Source organism: Brachybacterium sp. UNK5269 (assembly GCF_049266655.1).
Classification (GTDB): domain Bacteria; phylum Actinomycetota; class Actinomycetes; order Actinomycetales; family Dermabacteraceae; genus Brachybacterium.
This window is the reverse complement of record NZ_CP184883.1, coordinates 2,301,106-2,320,875: the sequence shown is the minus strand read 5'-3', so window position 1 is coordinate 2,320,875 and position 19,770 is coordinate 2,301,106. Positions and strand designations below refer to the sequence as shown.

Genomic DNA, 19,770 nt, shown 5'->3' with positions numbered 1-19,770 from the left:
GGCGTGGCGGGGCTCGGCCGGTCAGGCGCGGGGGTCGAACCCCTCGGCATCCAGCGCATCGAGCGCGGGCGCGAGGTCGGCGCATTCGAGCCGGATCACCTGATGGACGATGCCCTTGCGGCCGAGACCGACGACGGCCGTCTCCAGGCTCGAGGTGCGGTCGCGGCGCACGCTGATCACCTCGCCGGTGCTGTCGCGGCCCACCAGGATCTCGCCGCCGGCGATGACATGCGGCTCTCCGGCCCGGAGCTCGAGCTCGTGCACGCTGCACACGTCGAAGGGGCGGTCATCGGCGTCGAACCAGTCCTCCGGACGGGACGCGCAGCCCCGCACCTCGCACTGGGCAGGGAAGAGCGCGCGATGGTCCCGTCCACGACGCAACATGATCGACCTCCTGCCTTCGACGGTCCTCCGGATCATCAGTTATTCGAGAGGATACGCTCCGCTCGCGGCGCTGAAGGAAACGATTCGGGCACATCACGGATCTCAGTCGGCGCTGCGCACCGCATGATGCAGCGCGACCACCCCGGTGCCGAAGCGTCGCTGCTCCAGCAGCGTGAGGTCGAGCCGGAGGCCGCGCGGCAGTGCCGGTTTCCCCCCGCCCACGACGACGGGGTAGATCAGCAGCAGGCATTCGTCGACCAGCCCGTGTCGGAACGCCTCGGCCGCGATCATCGCGCCGCCGATGCTGAGGTCGGCGCTCGCCGTCTCCTTGAGCCGCCGCACCGTCTCGGGATCGAACCGCCGCTCGATCCGGGTGCGGGCCGTCGAGACCTCATCGAGCGTCGAGGAGTAGACGATCTTGTCGGCACTGCGCCAGACCTGCGCGTACTCGAGCATCACGGCGGGTTCGCCCGCCAGCCAGTCGTCGCGCTCCCAGATGCGCATGGTCTCGTACATCCGCCGCCCGTACAGCGACGTGCCGATGCGCCGCTCGTGCTCGTTCCAGAAGGCGTGCACCTCGTCGTCGGGCTCGGACCAGTCGAAGGAGCCGGCCTCGTCCTCGAGGTACCCGTCGAGCGAGATGTTCGCGGCGTAGATCAGACGGGCCATGGCTGCCTCCGGGGGACGGGGCTCCAGGGTGCAGCGGGTCGCTCGCGCCGTCAAGGGCATCGACCGGAGGCTCCCCGGGGCTGCGCGACCGAAGGCTCCGGACCGTCCGTTCGGTCGATCCGGCGCACGCGGCACGCAGCGAGGAGAACTCGTCCTGTCCGCGGGTGGCCGGATCGCGGTCCCCACCCCCACAGTGGCGTCCAGCCCGCAGCGACGTGGGCGTGGACGCACTGAAGCATCAGGAGGATCCATGAACGACGCACCGAGCCGCGACCAGCTCCCTCTGCCCGACTACGACCACATCCCGCAGGGGACGCTGCCGACGCGGATCACCGGGCTCGACGAGCAGCAGCTCGAGCAGCTGCTCGCCTACGAGCGCGAGCACGGTGACCGTCTGCCCGTGGTGCAGGTCCTGCAGCAGCGGCTCGAGGCGCTGCGCGGCGGTGCCGAGCCCTCGGGAGCCGCGGCGCCGGACACCCCGGAGGTCACCGAGGCCAGCTCCGGGTCACCCGTCTCCCCGCAGACCAGCGGGCCGACCCCCGTGGCCCCCTTCCACGGCAATCCCGCCCACCAGTCCCAGCCGGAGAAGTAGGCCGCAGCCCCGCCCCGGCGCGTGCCCGCGCGCGCCCGGACGGCAGCACCGGGAGGTCGCCGGGGCCGGCAGCAGCGCGCTGCCGGCCCCGGCGATCACGTCGGCAGACGGACCCGATGACGCGCGGGACAGGGATCAGGGGAGAGGGATTAGGCGTCGTCCTCGGCGAGGAAGAGCGCGCTGAGCCGGCCGAGGTCGGCCGCGGGCGAGTCGTCGTGGTCGCCGCTGCGCATGGCCCGGACCGTCTTCTCGCGCACGGCGTGGCGCAGCACCATGGCGAGCGTCGCCCGGCTCGCGAAGGCCGGGTCCACTCCGTCCCGCAGCATGCCCCGTTCGGCGAGCTCGGTGAAGCAGTGCTCGAGCACGTGCTCGTGGACGCGATGCAGCCGCGCGATGCGGTACCTCCCCGGATGATCTTCGCTGACGACCTCCGCGTCGAACGTGGCCAGCAGCTGCATCGACGCCGACGCCGGGTCCCAGATCTCCAGCAGCGCCTGCAGCATCGCCTCGCGGGAGGTGCAGAGCTCGTCGACCCGGTCCAGGGCATCCTGCGCGTGGGCCTCGAGACGGTCGATCACCGCGCCGAGCAGGTCGTCCTTGGAGGCGAAGTGGTGCAGCATGCCCGGATGGGAGAGCCCGACCCGGCGCGCGATGTCGCGCAGGCTCGCCCCGTGGTAGCCGTGCTCGGCAAACATCTCCGCGGCCCCGTCGAGCACCTGCTCGCGGCGGGTGCGGCCCCGGCGCGGTGGTGCGAACCGGGTGGGGGCGGCCTCCTCGAGCCGGACCGGGCTCGATGCGGCCGGAACCGCGGCCTCGGGTGCGAGCGTCCTGCCGGCGCAGGCGCCCGTCGCCGGACCGACGGCGGAGTCCTCGCGCGGCCTCAACGGACGCTCACGGTGGCGACGGCGCCGGTGATGGCGCAGAAGGGCAGGGGTTCCGGGACGACGAACAGCACCGGCCGCCCGTTGCTGTCGTCCTCGTCGTGGTCGACCGCGGCGCGCAGCAGGTTCAGTCCGGTGGCCTCGACATGGCTGCTGCCGGTGAGGTCGACGGTGATCTGCCCGGAGGGGGTCAGACTCCTCGCCCGCAGGGTGAGGGCGAGCAAGCTCGGGTAGGAGTCCTCGGTGAGGCACCCCGTCACGGCGAGCCGAACGGTGCTGAGGTCCAGGTCGACACGGACGGTGACCGAGAGATGATGGTTCATGACAGGGCCTTTGCGCACTGCGAAGCGACGCTGCCCCCTGCTGGACCGCCTGCCCACCTTAGCCGAGTGCGGCGCCCGTCACAAGCTCACGGCTCGAAGTGCGTGCCGGGTTCGTGCGAGTCCACCGACGCCACCAGCTCCGCGGCGAGGTCCCGCAGCTTGACATTGCGATGGCTCGAGGCCGCCTTGAGGATGGCGACGGCGTCCTCGCGGCTGCACCGGCTCTGTCCCATGATGATCCCGACCGCCAGGTCGATCACCGTGCGGGAGGACATGGCCGCGTGGAGATCATGCGCCGCCTCCTGGTGCTGGGCCAGTCGCACCGCCAGCTGCAGCGCGGTCGAGGCGTGGCGCACCTCGTGACGGACCATCTCGATCATGTCGGGGGTGAAATCGTGCGTCGTCGGGGAGTAGAGGTTCAGTCCCGCCTTGGCGTCCCCCATCAGATCGAAGGGGACCCCGAGCACCGAGCGGACGCCCTGATCCGCGGCGGCGGCATGGAAGTCCGGCCACCGGGGATCGTCGCGCACATCGCCGACGCGGACCACGGTGTGCTCCCGCACCGCCGTCAGGCACGGGCCGTCGGAGAAGCCGTTCTGCAGCTCGTCGAGCGCTTCCGCCTGCGGGCTCGAGGACGTCACCGTGCCGGCGCGCTTCTCGCGCAGCAGGCTGACGGCGCACCAGGCCGGGCGGTCCCCGTGGGAGAGCCGGTCGGCGAGCACGGACGTGAACTCGTGCAGGAACGAGGCGATGTCCTCGCTGTTCAGCAGCAGCTCGTAGGTGCTGGCGGGGGGCGGGGAGCCGGCGTCGTCAGAGATGAGGGATCCTTCCCGGGGCGGGACTGCCTGCCCTCGCGAGCAAGGACAGCGGACGTGTCGCGCTCACTGTACGCCGACGCACTCGGGCACCGGCGCTGCGCCGGTGCCCGAGTTCCCCGCTCCACCGCGGGGTGCGTCAGCGTCGAGGATCACTCACCGGGGGAGGTGAGGAAGGAGCGCACCAGGCGGACGAGGTCCTTGAGCGGGGAGTCGTCATGGGTGGCGTTCTGCATCCGGCGCACGGTCTCCTCGCGCGCGGCGTGGTTCAGCGCCAGCGCGAGAACCGCGCGTCCGGCGAACGCCGCGTCGATCTCCTCCCGCAGCAGACCCTGCTCCTCCAGGGTCGCGAAGCACTGCTCGAGCACGTGCTCGTGGACCCGGTGCAGGCGTGCCACCCGGAACCGGCCGGGGTGGTCCTTGCTGACGACCTCCGTGTCCAGGGTCGCGAACAGCTGCATCGCATGGGAGGCGGGGTGCCAGATCTCTGCCAGTCCGCGCAGCAACGACTCGGGGTCCGCGCTCAGCTCGTCGATGCGGTCGAGCGCGCCCTGCGCATGCGCCTCCATCCGGTCGATGACGCCGTCCAGCAGTGCGTCTTTCGACGGGAAGTGGTGCAGCATCCCTGGATGCGAGATGCCCACATGGTCCGCGATGTTGCGCAGGCTCGCCCCGTGGTACCCGTGCTCGGCGAACATCTCCGCGGCCCCGTCGAGGATCTCCTCGCTGCGCGAGCTGCGCCCGGTGTCGGTCGAGGACTCCTCGACGGACGGGGTGGACATCGCGGCGGGGACGGGGTCGTCCGGCGCGAGCACGGCGACGGCGGGCTGCTCCTGCTCCGCAGCGGTGCGGCGGGCGGTCGCTGCGGGAAGGGGGGCATCATGTCCGGAGAGCCCGGCCTGAGAGGTGGTCATGCGTCATATTAACCAGCATCTGGCGCCGACCTGCGTCAACGGCCGAGTTCCCACGCTCGGAATTCTGGGCGACTTGACACGGATCGGACACCGACCACGTGGTCGGGCACGCCGCTCAGGACGTGGGGCGCTGCTTCCGCAGCAGCTTGTGGGTGCCGTCGCACCAGGGCTTGATGCCCGAGGCCCCGCACATGCAGACCGCGCTGACCGGTCGCGAGGTGCGGTGCTCCTGGCCGTCCTCGTCCCGGATCACGTGCTCGCCGCGCAGCAGCAGGGGGCCGCCCGGGCAGAGGACGACGTCGGGATGACTGTCGGGGGCGTCGGCGCTCATGCTGCCCACTCCCTCAGCATCCGGTCGGCGTACCGATCATCGACGTGCATCGAGACCCACGCCCCGAAGTAGACGTTCTCGTACTGCTCGGGATGCTCCTCCAGGAGCGTGCCGCAGATGTTCCGCACCGCCAGCTGCTCGTGGACCGCGTCGGCCTCGACGTGCTCGGTGTAGTAACCGGTGATCTCGGCCGGGAACCCGAGCCGCTCCAGCCCGCGCGCGATCTTCCGGCTCGGCGCCGAGCTGGTGGCCTCGAAGGCGCCCAGGAAGCCGAGCGAGGCCGCCCGCAGCCGGCGGTTCAGCCCGAGCATGCTCATGGCGTTGTCCTGCTCGAGGATCTCGAGCGGGACGTCGTCGATGTAGGCGCCGTACTCGGACGACAGGCCGCTCTCCTTCAGCCCGCGGGCGAAGAGATGGGCGTGCAGTCGGTGCGGGTCCCCGCCGCCGTACTCGTCGTACTGCAGCTCCACCACCGCGGCCTTCACGCGGTGGGACAGGCGCGGGATCGTCCACATGGTGTGGTCGGATTCCTTCAGCGAGTAGATCGACTTGTGCTGCAGGAACTGGCGCATCTGCTCCTCGGTGGCGGAGCGCTGCAGGTGCTGGGCCAGGGAGGGGCCGTCGTGCGCGGCGACGAAGGCGAAGAAGTCCTCGGCGAAGTCGCCCCCCGGCGCGGGGAACTCCGGGGCCCGCTCGCGCAGCTCCCGCTCGAAGTCGTCCTCCAGCCGGCGGCGGACGGCGATGAGCTGCGGATCCCATTCCAGGTCGTCGGGGACGTCGTCGAAGCCGCCGTGGTGCAGCGCGAACAGGGACCACAGGGTGATCTGGACGTCGTCGGGCCCGGTGGCCTCGGGGAGGTCCGCCAGGGTGGCCGTGTCGGCGGTGCGCATCGCGGTCAGGACCGCCTCGCTCAGCGGTCCTCGCGCGGTGGGGGTCAGCATGGTCTCTCCTCGGCTCGACGGCTCATGACGCGGCGGTGCGGGGGCGGATCCTCCGGCGCACCGTCCGGTCCGGTGGCCGGGCGGATGTGCTCCCGCGCACTTCAGCCGGACAATCTAGCGCGCCGGGAACGTTCCCGGCGCCCGGTCCGCGATCTGCGCCGGGGGCCGACGGGCTCAACGGAAGCGCTGCACCGCCGACGGGGCGGACTCGGCGAGGTCGCGGATCTGCTCGTGCTCGGGGTGGGCGAGCACCTCCTCGAGGGTGCCGCGGGCGAGGATCCGGCCCTCGCCGAGGAAGGCGATCTGCGGGCACAGCCGCTGCAGCAGCTCGACGTCGTGGGAGGCGATCAGCGCCCCGATGCCCAGGCGCCGGATGGTGGCGGCGAGGGTGGCGGCGATGCGGCCGCGCGAGTTCGGGTCCACCGCGGTCAGCGGCTCGTCCAGCACCAGGATCTCAGGCCGCGTGGACAGCGCGGTGGCCAGCGCGACGCGCTGGGTCTCGCCGCCGGAGAGGGTGCGCATGGTGCGGGGCAGGAAGCGCTCGGCCAGTCCCACGCTCTCGAGCATCTCGGCGGGGGAGACGGCATGGGTGCGTCCGCCCTTGCGGGCCTCCTTGGCGGCCAGCTCGAGGCGGGAGCGGACCGTCTCGCGCGGATCGGAGATCGTCATCGCGTACTGCGAGACGAAGCGGACGGCGGCGCGGAAGCGTCGGCGGTCCTTCCCGCGCAGCTTCGCCACGCTGCGCCCCTCCCAGCTCACCTGGCCCGCGCTCGGTCGGTGCTCGCCGCTCAGCGTCGCCAGCAGGGTCGTCTTGCCCGAGCCGGAGGGACCCAGCAGGCCCAGCGGCGGATCCCCGGCGCTGATCGAGAGGTCGATCCCCTGCAGGACGTCCAGGCCGGGGTAGCCGGCGTGCAGGGAGCTGACGGTGAGGCTGGACGGAGCAGGCATCGGGTTCTCTCTCGCAGACGACGGACCCGCCGACTCTAGCCACCGCGGCTGTGCGGCCTCTGCGGGCGCGCCGCGTCGCGCCGCGGCGTCTCGACCGATCGGACGGCCGGGGGCGCGCGACCTTCTTCTAGAGTGACGGCCAGTGAGAGCGTCGGAGGAGGGCGAGGTCCGGTGGCGATGACCAGCGGGACGATGAGGAGACGGGTGGGCACCCTGCTCGTGGCGGCGCTGCTGCTGGTGGTGTCGGCGGGCTGCCAGGGGCGGTTCCCGGCCGACTCCCAGGGCACCCTCGAGCGGGCGGACGGAGGGGAGCTGCGGGTCGGGATCAGCGAGAACCCGCCGTTCACCGAGGTCGCCGCCGACGGGACGGTCAGCGGCAGCGAGGTCGACCTGCTCACCGACTACGCCGCGACCATCGATGCCGAGATCCGCTGGATGCCGGGCGGGGAGAACGTACTGGCCGCGGCGATGAAGGAGGGCGAGCTGGACGTGGTGATCGGCGGTCTGGCCTCGGACGTGCCGTGGACCTCGCAGATCGCCCTGACCCGCCCCTACACGACGACGCAGGGACCGGACGGCAGCACCGTGAAGATCGCGATCGGGGTGCAGCCGGGGGAGAACGCCCTGCAGGTCGATCTCGAGCACTTCCTCGCCGAGCGGGGTGGTGAGCTGTGACCGGCGCCCGGACCGAGGGGGCGGGCGGCGAGGAGGCCACCGGATCGGGCCACGACGCCTTCGGCGAGGAGCAGCGCGCGACGCTGCGTCGGGCGATCCGGCTGGAATGGATCACCCTGGCCTGGATCTCGGGGACCGTGGTGCTGGTCGGGCTGGTCGCCGGTCAGTCGCAGGCGATGCGGGCCGCCTGGCTCGAGGACATGCTCTCCCTGCTGCCGCCGATCGCCTTCCTGATCGCCTCGCGGCGGATCCGCAAGCGGCCCGATCGGCTCCACCCCTACGGCCACCATCGCTCCATCGGCGTCGCCCACCTGGTCGCGGCGCTCGCCCTGCTCGTGATGGGCGGCTACCTCGCCGTGGACTCGGTGCTGACGCTGGTGACGGTCGAGCGGCCCCCGATCGGTCTGACCGTCCTGTTCGGTCAGGCGATCTGGTCGGGCTGGCTGATGGTGGCGGTGATGGCGGTGACCAGCATCGGCCCGGTGGTGCTGGGGCGGAAGAAGCTGAAGCTCGCCGAGCAGCTCCACGACAAGGTGCTCTACGCCGACGCGGACATGGGCAAGGCCGACTGGTCCACCGCGGTGGCCACGATCGCCGGTGTGCTCGGCGTGGGACTGGGACTGTGGTGGGCCGATGCGATCGCAGCGCTGGTGGTCTCGGTCTCGATCGTCCGCGACGGCCTGACCAACCTGCGCGGCGCCATCGGCGGACTCACCGACGCCGAGGCGCGCACCTACGACGGCTCCGAGCCCCATCCGCTGACCCGCGAGGTCGAGGTGCGCGCCGAGCAGGAGCCGTGGGTGCGCGAAGCCTCGGCCCGCGTCCGCGATGAGGGGCATGTCTTCCACGCCGAGGTGTTCCTCGTCCCGCACCCGGGCGCCGATCCGACGGTGGCGCAGGTCGCCGCGCTGCGCGACCGGATCCACGAGCTCGACTGGAAGGTCCACGACGTGGTGATCGCGCCGGTCCCGCAGCTGCCCCCACGGCAGACCTTTCGGTCGACACTGCGCCCCTGAGCGCCGCGCCCCCCTAGCGTGGAGTGACACCCGAGATCACACCGGAAGGCGGGATCATGAGAGCAGTGACCTGGCAGGGCACCCGACGCGTGAGCGTCGAGGACGTGCCCGACCCGATCCTCAAGGACTCCACGGACGCCATCGTCCGCATCACCTCGACCGCGATCTGCGGATCCGACCTCCACCTGTACGAGGTGCTGGGCCCGTTCATGGGCGCCGGCGACATCATCGGCCACGAGCCGATGGGCATCGTCCAGGAGGTCGGCAAGGACGTCACCCACGTCCGGCCGGGGGACCGCGTCGTGGTCCCCTTCAACATCTCCTGCGGCCACTGCGCCATGTGCTCGCAGGGTCTGCAGTCCCAGTGCGAGACCACGCAGGTCCACGAGTACGGCTCGGGCGCCTCGCTGCTGGGCTTCTCGAAGCTCTACGGCCAGGTGCCGGGCGGCCAGGCCGAGTACCTGCGCGTCCCCCACGCCGACTACGGACTGATCAAGGTCGGCACCGAGCTGCCGGACGAGAACTACCTCTTCCTCAGCGACATCCTGCCCACCGCCTGGCAGGCCGTGAAGTACGCCGACGTGCCCACCCACCGCACCCTCACCGTGGTCGGGCTCGGACCGGTCGGGCAGCTCGCCGCCCGCATCGGACGCCACCTGGGGGCGCGGGTCTTCGGCATCGACCCGGTGCCGGAGCGGCGCGCGATGGCCGAGCGCCACGGCGTCGAGGTCTTCGACCAGACCGACGACGTCGTGGGCGAGATCCGCGAGCTGACCCAGGGCCGCGGTCCCGACGCGGTCGTGGACGCGGTCGGCATGGAGGCCAAGGGCAGCCCGGTCGCCGGGCTCGCCCAGACCATCGCCGGCAAGCTCCCGGACGTCGTGGCCCGTCCCTTCATGGAGAACGCCGGCGTGGACCGGCTGGCCGCCCTGCACACCAGCATCGACCTGGTGCGGCGCGGCGGGACCGTCTCGCTGTCCGGCGTCTACGGCGGCGCGGTCAGCCCGATGCCGCTGCTGACGATGTTCGACAAGCAGATCCAGATGCGGATGGGTCAGTGCAACGTCCGCCGCTGGACCGAGGACCTGCTGCCGCTGGTCGAGGATGCTGCCGACCCGCTCGGTGTCGGCGATCTGGTCACCCATCGGATGCCCCTCGAGGACGCCGCGACGGCGTTCGACATGTTCCAGCGCAAGCACGACGGCTGCATCAAGGTCGTCCTGGACCCCTCGCTCCCGGCCGCGGCCTGAGCCGACCGCGCGAACGACCCCGTCCCACCGATCACCGAACAAGGAGAGAACCATGACAGACCAGCTCACCTTCACCGATCCCGTCACCCGCTTCCCCGAGATCACCCCGCCCAAGCAGGACCAGCCCGAGCCCGGGCTGGACGCGGAGCTGCGCCCGCAGACCGACCGCGGCGAGGAGTCCTACCGCGGCACCGGTCGACTGGAGGGCCGGCGCGCCCTGATCACCGGCGCCGACTCCGGGATCGGCGCCGCCGTCGCGATCGCCTTCGCCCGCGAGGGCGCGGACGTGGCGCTGAACTACCTGCCGGCCGAGGAGGAGGACGCCCAGCACATCGCCGAGGTGATCCGCAAGGACGGTCGCAAGGCCGTGCTGCTGCCCGGCGACCTCGCCGACGCGGCCTTCTGCCGCCAGCTCGTCGAGGACGCGGTGCGGGAGCTCGGAGGTCTGGACGCCCTGGTCAACAACGCCGGTCGCCAGATCGCGGTCGAGCAGCTCGAGGACATCGAGGACGAGCAGTGGCTGGACACCTATGCGGTGAACATCCACGCGATGTTCCACATCACCAAGGCCGCGCTGCCGCACCTGCCCGCCGGCTCCACGATCGTCAACTCCACCTCGATCCAGGCCTACCAGCCCTCGCCGACCCTCGTGGACTACGCCTCGACCAAGGCGGCCATCAACAACTTCACCAAGGGTCTGGCCCAGCAGCTCGCTCCCCGCGGGATCCGGGTCAACGCGGTGGCGCCGGGACCGATCTGGACGCCCCTGCAGGTCTCCGACGGCCAGCCCAAGGACGCCCTGCCGGAGTTCGGCAAGAGCACCCCGCTGGGACGGGCGGGTCAGCCCACCGAGCTCGCCCCGGCCTACGTCTTCCTCACCTCCTCGGAGTCCAGCTACGTGCTGGGGGAGACCCTCGCCGTGACGGGAGGAAGCCCCACCCCATGACCAGGGACGACAGCGCACTGCTGCTCATCGACCTGCAGGAGGCCTTCTTCGAGGCGCCCACGCTCGCCGCCGCCCGCACCGAGGTGCTCGCCTCGGTGCGGGCCCTGGCCCGGGGGGCGCGGGAGGCCGGCGTGCCGATCTTCCTGATCTCCACCGAGCACAGCCGGGACCGCTCCACCTGGACGCTGAGCATGCTCGACGACGACCAGGGCTACCTGTTCCACGGGGATCCGGGCACGGCGATCGTGCACGAGCTGGACACGGAGGGCATGACCAGCATCGAGAAGACCCGCGACAGCGCCTGGCTCGGCACCGACCTGCAGCTGCGCCTGCAGAACCTCGGGGTCGGCCACGTGGTCATGGCCGGGGTCTCGACCCACGCCTGCATCGCCCAGACCGCTCGCGACGCCTACGCCCACAACGTGCGCGCCACCATCGTCAGCGACGCCATCGCCGATGACCGCGAGGACCACATGCATGCCGTGTTGGATCTGCTGGTCGGGGACCGGCAGGCGGAGCTGGCGGAGGTCCGCGAGGTCCTCGAGCGGTGGTCCGGCGGCGACCAGGCCGACTGAGCCGAGCGGTCCGGCGGCCGCCGCGGGGCGAGCGCCGGACCGCTCAGCGGGTCAGGACCGCACCAGCCGGGCGATCGCGGCCGAGGCCTCCTTGAGCTTCGCCTCGGCCGCCTCGCCGTCGGTGCGGGCGGCATCGAGCACGCAGTGCTGCAGGTGATCCTCGAGCAGGCCCATCGCCACCCCGTCCAGGGCGCTCTTGAGGGCGCTGATCTGGGTGAGGATGTCGATGCAGTACTTCTCCTCGTCGACCATCCGGTGCAGCCCGCGGGCCTGCCCCTCGATGCGCTTGAGGCGCGCGAGGTAGCGGGTCTTGTCGGAGATGTAGCCGTGATGGTGCTCGGCGGTCCCGGGGGCCTCGGCGGCCTCGGTCGTGGGGTCCAGGGCGGTCATGGGGTTCCTCCGTGCGGGAGCGGGGCGGGTCGGGCAGAGGTCGGGGCGGCGTCGGCGCGGCTGCGGAACGAGCGCAGCCGCAGGCTGTTGCCCACCACGAAGACGCTCGAGAAGGCCATCGCGGCGCCGGCCAGCATCGGGTTCAGCAGGCCCAGCGCGGCCAGCGGGATCGCCGCCACGTTGTACGCGAAGGCCCAGAAGAGGTTGCCCTTGATGGTGCCGAGGGTACGGCGGGAGAGCCGGATCGCGTCGGCGGCGCTGCGCAGGTCGCCGCGCACCAGGGTGATGTCGCTGGCCTCGATGGCCACATCGGTGCCGGTGCCCATCGCCATGCCCAGGTCGGCCTGGGCGAGGGCGGCGGCGTCGTTCACCCCGTCGCCCACCATCGCGACCACCCTGCCCTCACCCTGCAGGCGGGAGACCACGTCGATCTTGTCCTGGGGCATGACCTCGGCGATCACCTGGTCGATGCCGACCTCGGAGGCGATCTGGCGGGCGACCGCGGCGCTGTCGCCGGTGAGCAGGATCGGCGCGAGGCCGAGCCCCTTCAGCTGGGCGATCGCCTCGGCGCTGGTGGGCTTGACGGAGTCGGCCACGAGCAGCACCCCGCGGGCGATGCCGTCCCAGCCGGCCACGACGGCGGTCCGGCCGCGCTGCTCGGCGGCGGTCCGGGCCTCGGCGAGCTCGGCGGGCAGACCCTGCTCGAAGAGCCCGGGGCGACCCACCTGCACGGTGCGACCCTCGACCGTGCCGCGGACGCCGCGGCCCGGCAGGTTGGTGAAGTCCTCCACCGCGGGGAGGGCGCCCTCCTCGGCGGCGGCCTGGGCGATGGCCCGGGCGATGGGGTGCTCGGAGGCGTGCTCGAGCGCCCCGGCCGACCGCAGCAGCTGCGCCGGGTCCACGCCGGGGGCGGGGATCGCGTCGATCAGCGTCATCCGCCCGGTGGTGACGGTGCCGGTCTTGTCGAGCACCACGGTGTCGACCTGCCGGGTGGACTCCAGCACCTCGGGGCCCTTGATGAGGATGCCCAGCTGGGCGCCGCGGCCGGTCCCGACCAGCAGAGCCGTCGGGGTCGCGAGCCCCAGCGCGCAGGGGCAGGCGATGATCAGCACCGCGACGGCGGCGGTGAAGGCCGCCTCGAGCGGGAACCCCGCGCCGATCCAGGCGCCCAGCACCACGACGGCGAACGCGATCACCACCGGCACGAACACGCCGGAGACCCGGTCGGCCAGGCGCTGGATCTCGGCCTTGCCGGACTGGGCGTCCTCCACCATCCTCGCGATCTGGGCGAGCTGGGTGTCGCTGCCGACGCGGGTGGCCCGCACCAGCAGGCGCCCGCCCGCGTTCACGGTGGCGCCGGTGACGGCGTCGCCCTCGCCCACCTCGACCGGCACGGACTCGCCGGTGAGCATCGAGGCGTCCACCGCGGAGGTGCCGGAGACGACGATGCCGTCGGCGGCGATCTTCTCGCCGGGGCGGACCACGAACTCGTCCCCCACCACGAGCTCGCTCGCCGGGATCAGGGTCTCGACGCCGCCGCGCCGCACCGTCGCGTCCTTCGAGCCGAGGTCCAGCAGTGCGCGCAGCGCCGCGCCCGCCTGGCGCTTGGACCGCTTCTCGAAGTAGCGCCCCAGCAGCAGGAACAGGGTCACTCCGGCGGCGACCTCGAGGTAGATGTTCGCCGAGCCCGGCGAGGCCCCGATCCGCAGCGTGAACTCGTGCGTCATCCCGGGCATGCCGGCCTCGCCCAGGAACAGCGCGTACAGCGACCAGGCGAAGGCGGCGCCGGTGCCCACGGAGATGAGGGTGTCCATGGTCGCCGCGCCGTGGCGCAGGTTGATCAGGGTGGCCCGATGGAAGGGCCAGGCCGCCCAGGTCACCACCGGTGCGGTGAGGGTCAGGCAGAGCCACTGCCAGTGGGTGAACTGCAGGGCCGGGATCATCGAGAGCAGGATGACCGGGACGGTCAGCGCCGCCGCGCCGATCAGCCGCCGGCGCAGGGCTCGCAGCTCGGGATCCTCCTGCTCGGCCCCCTCGGAGGCGCTGTCCGCGGCCGCCGGCGGCGTCGGGAGGGTGGCGGTGTAGCCGGTCTGCTCCACCACGGTCACCAGGTGGTGCGGGTCGTAGCCGGCGGGCACGGAGATGCGCGCCTTCTCGGTGGCGTAGTTGACCGCGGCCGAGACCCCCTCGACCTTGTTGAGCTTGCGCTCGATCCGGTTCGCGCACGAGGCGCAGGTCATCCCGCCGATCTCGAGCTCGATCTCGATGCCCGGCGGCTGCGGGGCGGAGTGGGTGGTCATCGCGGAGCTTCTTCCTCGCCGGTGACGACGATGGTGGACGGGGCGGCAGGGGGGCGACGGTCAGTGGGCGGTGCCGGTGCGGTGCGCCCAGTCGGTCACCCAGTGCGCCGGCACCAGCAGATCGGCCAGCAGGGCGGAGGCCGCGAACAGCGCCACCAGCAGCAGGCCGTAGAGGGCGATCCGGGTTCCGGCCTTCATCAGGCGCGCACCGCGGAGTAGCCGGCCTCGGCGACGGCGGCCAGCACGGCGGCGTCCTGGACCGGCTGCTCGGAGCGGACGCGCAGGGCGCCGCTCTCGTGGCTGACCTCGACGGACCGGACGCCCGGGATCTCGCCGACCTCTTCGCGCACGGACATCTCGCAGTGGCCGCAGGTCATGCCGGACACCTGGTACTCGGTGCTGATCTCGTTCACGGGTGCTCCTTCGAGGGGATGGGGATACCCTGGCGGGGTATCCGTCGATTCTCCTTTATACCCCCAGGGGGTATGCGTCGTCCAGCGCTCCGCCCGGACCGGAAGGGGTGGCCTGCCTCACCTCGGCGTGCTTCGATGGGGTCATGAGCATCGATGCCACCGCCGTGATCCGGCAGGAGTCGGACCGGCTGGCCGCCGCCCTCGCCGCCGCGGACCCGTCGCGACGGGTCCCCACTTGCCCGGACTGGACCGCCGCGGATCTGCTGTGGCACCTCACGGAGGTGCACGAGTTCTGGGCGGGCGTCCTCGCCGCCCGCATCACGACCGCCGACGAGGCGATGGCGCTGGAGGAGGCCGCGGCCCCGCGTCCGGAGGATCCGGCGGCGGTGCCCGGGCGCCGGGCGGACGCGACGGCGTCCCTCCTGGCCGCGCTGGAGGCGCGGGAGGATGACGAGCCGGCCTGGTTCTGGTCCTCCGCGGAGCAGACCGTCGGCATCACCCGCCGCATGCAGATGCACGAGGCCACCCTCCACCGGGTCGACGCCGAGCTCACCGCGGACCTGCCCGTCACCCCGGTCGAGGCGGAGGTCGCCGCGGCAGGGCTCGACCACGTGCTGGACGTGATGTGGCCGGCCGCCTTCGAGTGGATCCCGGACTGGGCGACGACGCGACCGGTCGCGGCGATCGAGATCCGTCCCCGGGGCGGCGCCCACCGGCTGCTGGGCATCAGCCGCTGGTCCGGGACGCGCCCGCGGGATGGGAGGGAGTTCGACGTCCCGGTCGGCCGCCTGCTGCGGAGCCCCGCCGAGGCCCGCGCGCTGCCACGGGCCGCCGTTTCCGGATCGGCGCTCGCACTGGATCTGTGGGCCTGGGGGAGGAGCCCGGCGCTCGACCACCTCGCCGGCGGTGCGGAGCGGGTCGAGATCGAGGGTGATGCGGAGGCCGTCGCCCAGCTCGAGGCGCTGCTCGCCGTCGGCCACAACTGATCCCGGCCGCCGCGCTCAGCGGGGCGTCAGCACCACCGGTGCCTGCGCCCAGCCGCCCACCGGGTCCACCTCGCGCTCGCCGCGGGTCGGCGCCGCGTGCAGATCGGCCGCCCGGAGCACCTCCTGAACCATCACCACCAGCTCCAGGGTGGCCAGCGGGCGACCGGGGCACACATGTCGGCCGATCCCGTACACGAGGTTCGCCGCAGCATGGCCCTCGGGATCCCTCCGCTCCGGATCCCCGAAGCACCGCTCGTCGCGGTTGGCGGAGGTCCAGTGGAGCACCACCCGCTCGCCCGCGCCGATCTCCTGCCCGGCGAGGGTCACCGGGCAGGTGGCCACGCGCCGGTTGGAGACGAAGGGACTGTCGATCCGCAGCAGCTCGTCGACGATCGCGGCCGCCTCGCGGTCCGAACCCGTCCGCAGCCGTTCGGCGAGAGCGGGAGCGCCGGCCACCGCGGACAGAACCACCCCGGCGCACAGGGCGAGCGAGCCGAGATCGCCGCCGGTGACGTTCCGCAGGATCGACACGAGCTCGGCCTCCTGCAGGGGCCGCTCGGTCGAACCGGGCACCGTCGGATCCGGCAGCGGCACCCGCAGCCGCATCAGCTCGGTGGTGAGATCCTCCGGCGCCTGCTCCCCGGCGGCCCAGCGGGGCTCCAGGACGGAGCGGATCAGCGCCTCGAAGCGCTCGGCCACCGCGGCGGTGCGGGCCAGCTCGCCCGAGCGCGAGGCCTCGCGGTTGTCGACCATCCACTGCAGCAGCGCGGGCTCCAGCGCGGTCGGCCAGCCCAGCCAGGCGGTCTGGGCCCGCACCGCGAAGACCGCGCCGAGTGCCGAGACGGCGTCGATCTCCACGCCCGCCGCGCCGGCCCCGCGCAGCAGCTCCTGGACGAGGTCCGCCGCGACGGCGCGGACGGCCGGCTCCAGGGCCTCCATCCGCTCGGCGCTGAAGAGCGGGTCCAGCACCGCCCGGAAGGCGGCGTGCTCCTCGCCGTCCAGTCCGTTGGGGACCTGTCGGAAGCGGGAGACGGCGGAGGAGAAGCGCTCGTGGTCGGAGGCGACGGCGACCACCGCCTCGTGGCCCAGGACCACCCAGGTGCCGTCAGGGGTGCGGGCCAGCGGGCCCGCGGCCCGCTGCGCGTCGGTGGCGGCGCGGGGCTCGAGGCCGGTGGGATCGAAGAGGGCAACGCTCATGACCTCACGGTACTGCGCGCTGCGCACTGCGGGCGGGCGAGCGCCGCGGGGTCAGGCGCCCCTCCAGCAGGTGCACCGCCGCGCCGATCGCGAAGAAGGCCACCAGCACCACCGCGGTGGTGGCCAGCACCTGCGCCCACGAGGAGGCGGTGGGATCCAGGAAGGCGTAGGGATACCAGCCCGTGACCGCGCCGCGCCCCCAGGTCAGCGCGATGAACAGCGCCGGGTAGAGCTGCCACCACAGGATCCGTCGCGCCGGGGCGGCGCGACGGCGGGCCACCAGCAGCCAGTCGAGGAGCGCCGCCAGCGGGGCCAGGCGGTGCTGCACGATCCCGGTCCAGCCGATGTCCCAGCGCAGCAGCTCGTCCAGCGGGGCGATCAGCAGCGCGTAGACGATCCCCGTCATCACCAGGTAGAAGGCGACCGCGCCGCGCACGTCGTCGAACCAGGGCGGCCGCTGCGCGGCCATCACGGCCCCCGCCGGCAGCAGGATCGCGAAGAGGAGGTTCGACTGGGTGGTGAAGTAGGAGAGGTTCTGCGCGAGCAGGCCGTACTGCGCCGCGCCCACCGCGTTCGCCAGCAGCGCCGCCAGGACCACCACCGCCATCAGCAGGCGGGCCCCGACGGCGAGGCGGGTCACGAGCCGCGCGGCCAGGTGTCGGGCACCTCGGCGCCGCCCTCGACGACGTCCTCCGGGGTCTCGGACAGGTCGGTCCACGAGTCCTGCGGGCGGTAGCCCAGCTCGAGGGCGGTGTTGGTCAGCGACCAGCGACGGTTGGGATTGTCGGAGATCGCGTAGTACAGACCGAACCGCACCTCGGCCTCGATCGCGCGCTGCACCACGTGGGTGCAGTCGCGGGGGCTGAGCCACATGGCGTGCAGGACGTCCTCCGCGGCGTCGAGCGGGTCCTCGGAGAACCAGCCGATGCGCAGGCAGATGACGTCCAGGCCGTGCTCGTCGTGGTAGAAGCGGCCCAGGGTCTCGCCGAAGATCTTCGAGACGCCGTAGAGGGAGTCGCCGCGGGGAAGCTGATGGGGGTAGACCGGCCATTCCTCATGACGGTCGTACATGCCCATCGCGTGGTTGGAGGAGGCGAACACCACGCGGCGCACCCCCGCCTCGCGCGATGCCTCGAGCACGTTGCGCAGCCCGATGATGTTGGCGGTGAGGACGGCCTCCCAGCTGGACTCCGGGGAGGCGGCGCCGGCCATGTGCACCACGGTGTCCACGCCGTCCATCAGCGCCAGCACCTCGTCGTACGCATCGAGGTCGGCGAGCTTGAGGTCGGCGCCGGGAGGGGCGTTCTCCGGATGGCGGCCGTGCAGGACGAGGTCGTAGTCCTCGCGCAGGGTCTGCGCCAGGTGGGAGCCGACGCCCCCGGTGGCACCGGTGATCAGGACACGTCGCTTCGTTTCGCTCATGGGCCCATTATGGGTCGGGCCCCCGCGACGGGGGAGGACTACCGGAGATGCTCGGACCGGGCGGTAGCCCCTGCGCTCGGTGCCGGTCGGATCTCGGCGCGCAGCCGCTCCATCCGGGCATCGAGGTCCGCGGCCACCTGGGCGGCGTCGTCGAGCTCGGCGCGCAGGGGGGCGGGCAGGTTCCGGCGGTACTGGTAGGAGAGCTTGTGCTCGGTGCTGGCCCAGAAGTCCATCGCGATGGTCCGCAGCTGCAGCTCGACGGGCACCAGCTCGGTGTGCGAGGAGAGGTAGACCGGCACCTGGAGGATCAGGTGCAGGGAGCGGTAGCCGTTGGGCTTGGGCCGGGCGATGTAGTCCTTGACGGCGAGCACCTCGAGATCCTGCTGGCGGCGGAGCATGTCCGCGATCCAGTACACGTCGGGGACGAAGCTGCAGGTGATCCGGATCCCGGCGATGTCGAGCACGCGCTCCCGGATGGCGGGGATGGTCATCTCCCCGCCGGTGCGCAGCGCCTTGTCCAGCAGGCTCTCGGGGGACTTCAGCCGGGTGCGCACGTGCTCGATCGGGGAGTACTCATGGATCTGCTCGAACTCCTGGCGCAGGATGTTCACCTTCGTCTGCACCTCGTCGATGCCGAACTGGTAGTGCATCCGCAGCGTCGTGAACTGCTCGTACACCTCACGCAGCTGCGCGGCGAGCTCCTGGGGATCGCTGCCGCCCCGCGTCAGCTCCGCCTGGCGCGCCCGCACCAGCTCCTGCAGGCCCAGGGTGGGGGATCCCGGGGGCTCGGCGGCCTCCACGGTGGCCGTCGGGCGCTGGGGGAAGCGGGTGAGTCCATGGTCCTGCCCTTCGACGGTGAGGCGAGCAGGTCAACCATGCCAGATCCGGCTGGGGGTCCGATGAACCCCGCCCTAGCGCTCCTTCGCGCCGCGCAGGGCGCGCCACCAGGCGCCCGTGGTCTCGAGCGCGTTGAAGGTGAACACGTGCGGCGCCGCGAGGGCGAGGGTCGGCTGCTGGTAGGCGGGGGCCAGCTCCGCGAGCAGGGGGTCCGGGGACCAGGAGCCGTGGCCGATCAGCTGGCGCACGCCCGAGGAGCGCTTGGCGAGCAGGCGCAGGGACGGCCCGACGCCCACCCGGGTGCCGATCCGCAGCAGCCGGCCCAGGTCGATCGGTCCGGCGATCCCGGGGCGCACGGGCAGCTCGATGCCGTGCTCGCGCAGCGCTCGCAGCCAGTCCAGCAGGGTGTCGGCGTCGAAGCAGAGCTGGGTGACGAGGTAGGAGGCGTGCTGGGCCTTCTGCTGCAGCAGGTCCATCGCCGCGGCCGGCGTGGCGGCGAAGGGATGGTGCTCGGGGTAGGCGCCCACCCCGAGGCGGAAGTCGTGGCCGCTGCCGCCGATCGCGGTGAGCAGGTCCAGCGCCCCCTCGAAGGGACCGGCGGGCTGCGAGGCGTCCCCGGCGATGACGAAGAGCTCCTTGATCCCGGAGTCGGCGAGCTCGTCCAGCATCTGCTGCAGGGCCGCGGCAGCGGGGATCTGCCGCGCCGCCAGGTGCGGGACGACGCTGAAACCGGCCGCGGCCAGCGCGCACGCGGTCGCCACGGTGGCCTCGAGCCCCTGCCGGGGGGAGGCGGTGACGGTGAGACGGGCCCCGGCCGGGAGATGGGCGCGGGCCTCGTCGAGGACCCCGGCCAGGGGGATCACCTCGAACTGGACCCCGTCGGTCATCGCCTCGGGCCACCGCTGCGACCGGCGCGGGGCCGGTGGCTCGCGGTGGCCGCCCGGGGGCCGGTCGGTGGCGGGCAT

General features: G+C 72.5%; 25 protein-coding genes and 1 pseudogene. 7 read left to right on the top strand and 19 right to left on the bottom strand.

The features are described from left to right. Positions 1-21 precede the first annotated feature (21 nt). Both ACOJUI_RS10855 and ACOJUI_RS10850 read right to left on the bottom strand, forming a co-directional pair. On the bottom strand, positions 22-384 hold the full coding sequence (locus ACOJUI_RS10855; RefSeq protein WP_422114974.1) for a hypothetical protein: 363 nt from the start codon (positions 382-384) through the stop codon (positions 22-24). Positions 385-486: 102 nt separating this feature from the next. Then, complete coding sequence (locus tag ACOJUI_RS10850) at positions 487-1,053, bottom strand: dihydrofolate reductase family protein (protein WP_422114973.1); 567 nt, start codon at positions 1,051-1,053, stop codon at positions 487-489. Positions 1,054-1,303: 250 nt separating this feature from the next. Here ACOJUI_RS10850 and ACOJUI_RS10845 point away from each other — a divergent pair, with 250 nt between their 5' ends. Beyond that, a complete protein-coding gene (locus tag ACOJUI_RS10845) occupies positions 1,304-1,645 on the top strand; it encodes a hypothetical protein (protein WP_422114972.1) in 342 nt (113 codons plus the stop codon). 149 nt (positions 1,646-1,794) lie between these two features. On the opposite strand, the gene ACOJUI_RS10840 is transcribed toward ACOJUI_RS10845, so the two are convergent. From ACOJUI_RS10840 to ACOJUI_RS10810, 7 genes are all read right to left on the bottom strand, one after another. Next, entirely contained in the window at positions 1,795-2,529 is a 735-nt protein-coding gene (locus ACOJUI_RS10840) for a TetR/AcrR family transcriptional regulator (protein WP_422114971.1), read from the bottom strand. Continuing rightward, positions 2,526-2,849: a hypothetical protein gene (locus ACOJUI_RS10835; protein ID WP_422114970.1), complete on the bottom strand. Its 324-nt coding sequence runs from the start codon at positions 2,847-2,849 to the stop codon at positions 2,526-2,528. The genes ACOJUI_RS10840 and ACOJUI_RS10835 overlap by 4 nt, the downstream gene beginning before the upstream one ends. Positions 2,850-2,935: 86 nt before the next feature. Beyond that, positions 2,936-3,571 carry an ANTAR domain-containing protein gene (locus ACOJUI_RS10830; RefSeq protein WP_422114969.1) on the bottom strand — a complete coding sequence of 212 codons (636 nt, stop codon included), beginning with the start codon at positions 3,569-3,571 and terminating at the stop codon, positions 2,936-2,938. A gap of 245 nt (positions 3,572-3,816) precedes the next feature. Beyond that, positions 3,817-4,578 (bottom strand): TetR/AcrR family transcriptional regulator, encoded by a 762-nt coding sequence (locus ACOJUI_RS10825; RefSeq protein ID WP_422114968.1) that lies wholly within the window; start codon positions 4,576-4,578, stop codon positions 3,817-3,819. Positions 4,579-4,693: 115 nt separating this feature from the next. After that, complete coding sequence (locus tag ACOJUI_RS10820; protein ID WP_422114967.1) at positions 4,694-4,909, bottom strand: CDGSH iron-sulfur domain-containing protein; 216 nt, start codon at positions 4,907-4,909, stop codon at positions 4,694-4,696. After that, entirely contained in the window at positions 4,906-5,850 is a 945-nt protein-coding gene (locus ACOJUI_RS10815) for an iron-containing redox enzyme family protein (protein ID WP_422114966.1), read from the bottom strand. The genes ACOJUI_RS10820 and ACOJUI_RS10815 overlap by 4 nt, the downstream gene beginning before the upstream one ends. A gap of 174 nt (positions 5,851-6,024) precedes the next feature. Further along, positions 6,025-6,798: an ABC transporter ATP-binding protein gene (locus tag ACOJUI_RS10810; protein ID WP_422114965.1), complete on the bottom strand. Its 774-nt coding sequence runs from the start codon at positions 6,796-6,798 to the stop codon at positions 6,025-6,027. Positions 6,799-7,002: 204 nt separating this feature from the next. Here ACOJUI_RS10810 and ACOJUI_RS10805 point away from each other — a divergent pair, with 204 nt between their 5' ends. From ACOJUI_RS10805 to ACOJUI_RS10785, 5 genes are read left to right on the top strand one after another with little or no spacing between them, the layout of a single operon-like run. After that, on the top strand, positions 7,003-7,473 hold the full coding sequence (locus ACOJUI_RS10805) for a transporter substrate-binding domain-containing protein (RefSeq protein ID WP_422114964.1): 471 nt from the start codon (positions 7,003-7,005) through the stop codon (positions 7,471-7,473). Continuing rightward, positions 7,470-8,489: a cation diffusion facilitator family transporter gene (locus ACOJUI_RS10800; RefSeq protein ID WP_422114963.1), complete on the top strand. Its 1,020-nt coding sequence runs from the start codon at positions 7,470-7,472 to the stop codon at positions 8,487-8,489. Before ACOJUI_RS10805 ends, ACOJUI_RS10800 begins: the two co-directional genes overlap by 4 nt. A 56-nt stretch (positions 8,490-8,545) precedes the next feature. Continuing rightward, the gene (locus ACOJUI_RS10795) at positions 8,546-9,739 is read left to right on the top strand and encodes an alcohol dehydrogenase catalytic domain-containing protein (protein ID WP_422114962.1); all 1,194 of its coding nucleotides are present in this window, start codon (positions 8,546-8,548) and stop codon (positions 9,737-9,739) included. Between the two features lie 52 nt (positions 9,740-9,791). Continuing rightward, positions 9,792-10,685, top strand: a complete 894-nt coding sequence (locus tag ACOJUI_RS10790) for an SDR family oxidoreductase (RefSeq protein ID WP_422114961.1) — start codon at positions 9,792-9,794, stop codon at positions 10,683-10,685. Next, entirely contained in the window at positions 10,682-11,260 is a 579-nt protein-coding gene (locus ACOJUI_RS10785) for a cysteine hydrolase family protein (RefSeq protein ID WP_422114960.1), read from the top strand. The genes ACOJUI_RS10790 and ACOJUI_RS10785 overlap by 4 nt, the downstream gene beginning before the upstream one ends. 51 nt (positions 11,261-11,311) lie before the next feature. Here ACOJUI_RS10785 and ACOJUI_RS10780 read toward each other — a convergent pair whose 3' ends face one another. From ACOJUI_RS10780 to ACOJUI_RS10765, 4 genes are read right to left on the bottom strand one after another with little or no spacing between them, the layout of a single operon-like run. Beyond that, a complete protein-coding gene (locus tag ACOJUI_RS10780) occupies positions 11,312-11,650 on the bottom strand; it encodes a metal-sensitive transcriptional regulator (protein ID WP_422114959.1) in 339 nt (112 codons plus the stop codon). Further along, on the bottom strand, positions 11,647-13,950 hold the full coding sequence (locus tag ACOJUI_RS10775; RefSeq protein ID WP_422114958.1) for a heavy metal translocating P-type ATPase: 2,304 nt from the start codon (positions 13,948-13,950) through the stop codon (positions 11,647-11,649). Before ACOJUI_RS10775 ends, ACOJUI_RS10780 begins: the two co-directional genes overlap by 4 nt. 60 nt (positions 13,951-14,010) lie before the next feature. Further along, positions 14,011-14,148: a hypothetical protein gene (locus ACOJUI_RS10770; protein ID WP_422114957.1), complete on the bottom strand. Its 138-nt coding sequence runs from the start codon at positions 14,146-14,148 to the stop codon at positions 14,011-14,013. Next, complete coding sequence (locus ACOJUI_RS10765; protein WP_422117657.1) at positions 14,148-14,327, bottom strand: heavy-metal-associated domain-containing protein; 180 nt, start codon at positions 14,325-14,327, stop codon at positions 14,148-14,150. Before ACOJUI_RS10765 ends, ACOJUI_RS10770 begins: the two co-directional genes overlap by 1 nt. A 179-nt stretch (positions 14,328-14,506) precedes the next feature. Here ACOJUI_RS10765 and ACOJUI_RS10760 point away from each other — a divergent pair, with 179 nt between their 5' ends. Continuing rightward, a complete protein-coding gene (locus tag ACOJUI_RS10760) occupies positions 14,507-15,349 on the top strand; it encodes a maleylpyruvate isomerase N-terminal domain-containing protein (RefSeq protein ID WP_422114956.1) in 843 nt (280 codons plus the stop codon). 15 nt (positions 15,350-15,364) lie between these two features. On the opposite strand, the gene ACOJUI_RS10755 is transcribed toward ACOJUI_RS10760, so the two are convergent. The 6 genes and pseudogenes from ACOJUI_RS10755 to ACOJUI_RS10730 all read right to left on the bottom strand — a co-directional run bounded on the left by ACOJUI_RS10755 (position 15,365) and on the right by ACOJUI_RS10730 (position 19,770). Next, a complete protein-coding gene (locus ACOJUI_RS10755; RefSeq protein WP_422117656.1) occupies positions 15,365-15,955 on the bottom strand; it encodes a cytochrome P450 in 591 nt (196 codons plus the stop codon). A 42-nt stretch (positions 15,956-15,997) separates the two neighbouring features. After that, positions 15,998-16,114 (bottom strand): annotated as a pseudogene (locus tag ACOJUI_RS10750) (cytochrome P450); the annotation flags it as partial. Between the two features lie 436 nt (positions 16,115-16,550). Continuing rightward, positions 16,551-17,186: a Pr6Pr family membrane protein gene (locus ACOJUI_RS10745; RefSeq protein WP_422114955.1), complete on the bottom strand. Its 636-nt coding sequence runs from the start codon at positions 17,184-17,186 to the stop codon at positions 16,551-16,553. Then, positions 17,183-17,968: an NAD-dependent epimerase/dehydratase family protein gene (locus ACOJUI_RS10740; RefSeq protein ID WP_422114954.1), complete on the bottom strand. Its 786-nt coding sequence runs from the start codon at positions 17,966-17,968 to the stop codon at positions 17,183-17,185. Before ACOJUI_RS10740 ends, ACOJUI_RS10745 begins: the two co-directional genes overlap by 4 nt. A gap of 38 nt (positions 17,969-18,006) precedes the next feature. Beyond that, the gene (locus ACOJUI_RS10735) at positions 18,007-18,768 is read right to left on the bottom strand and encodes a GTP pyrophosphokinase (RefSeq protein WP_422114953.1); all 762 of its coding nucleotides are present in this window, start codon (positions 18,766-18,768) and stop codon (positions 18,007-18,009) included. A 111-nt stretch (positions 18,769-18,879) separates the two neighbouring features. After that, the gene (locus ACOJUI_RS10730; protein WP_422114952.1) at positions 18,880-19,770 is read right to left on the bottom strand and encodes a methylenetetrahydrofolate reductase; all 891 of its coding nucleotides are present in this window, start codon (positions 19,768-19,770) and stop codon (positions 18,880-18,882) included.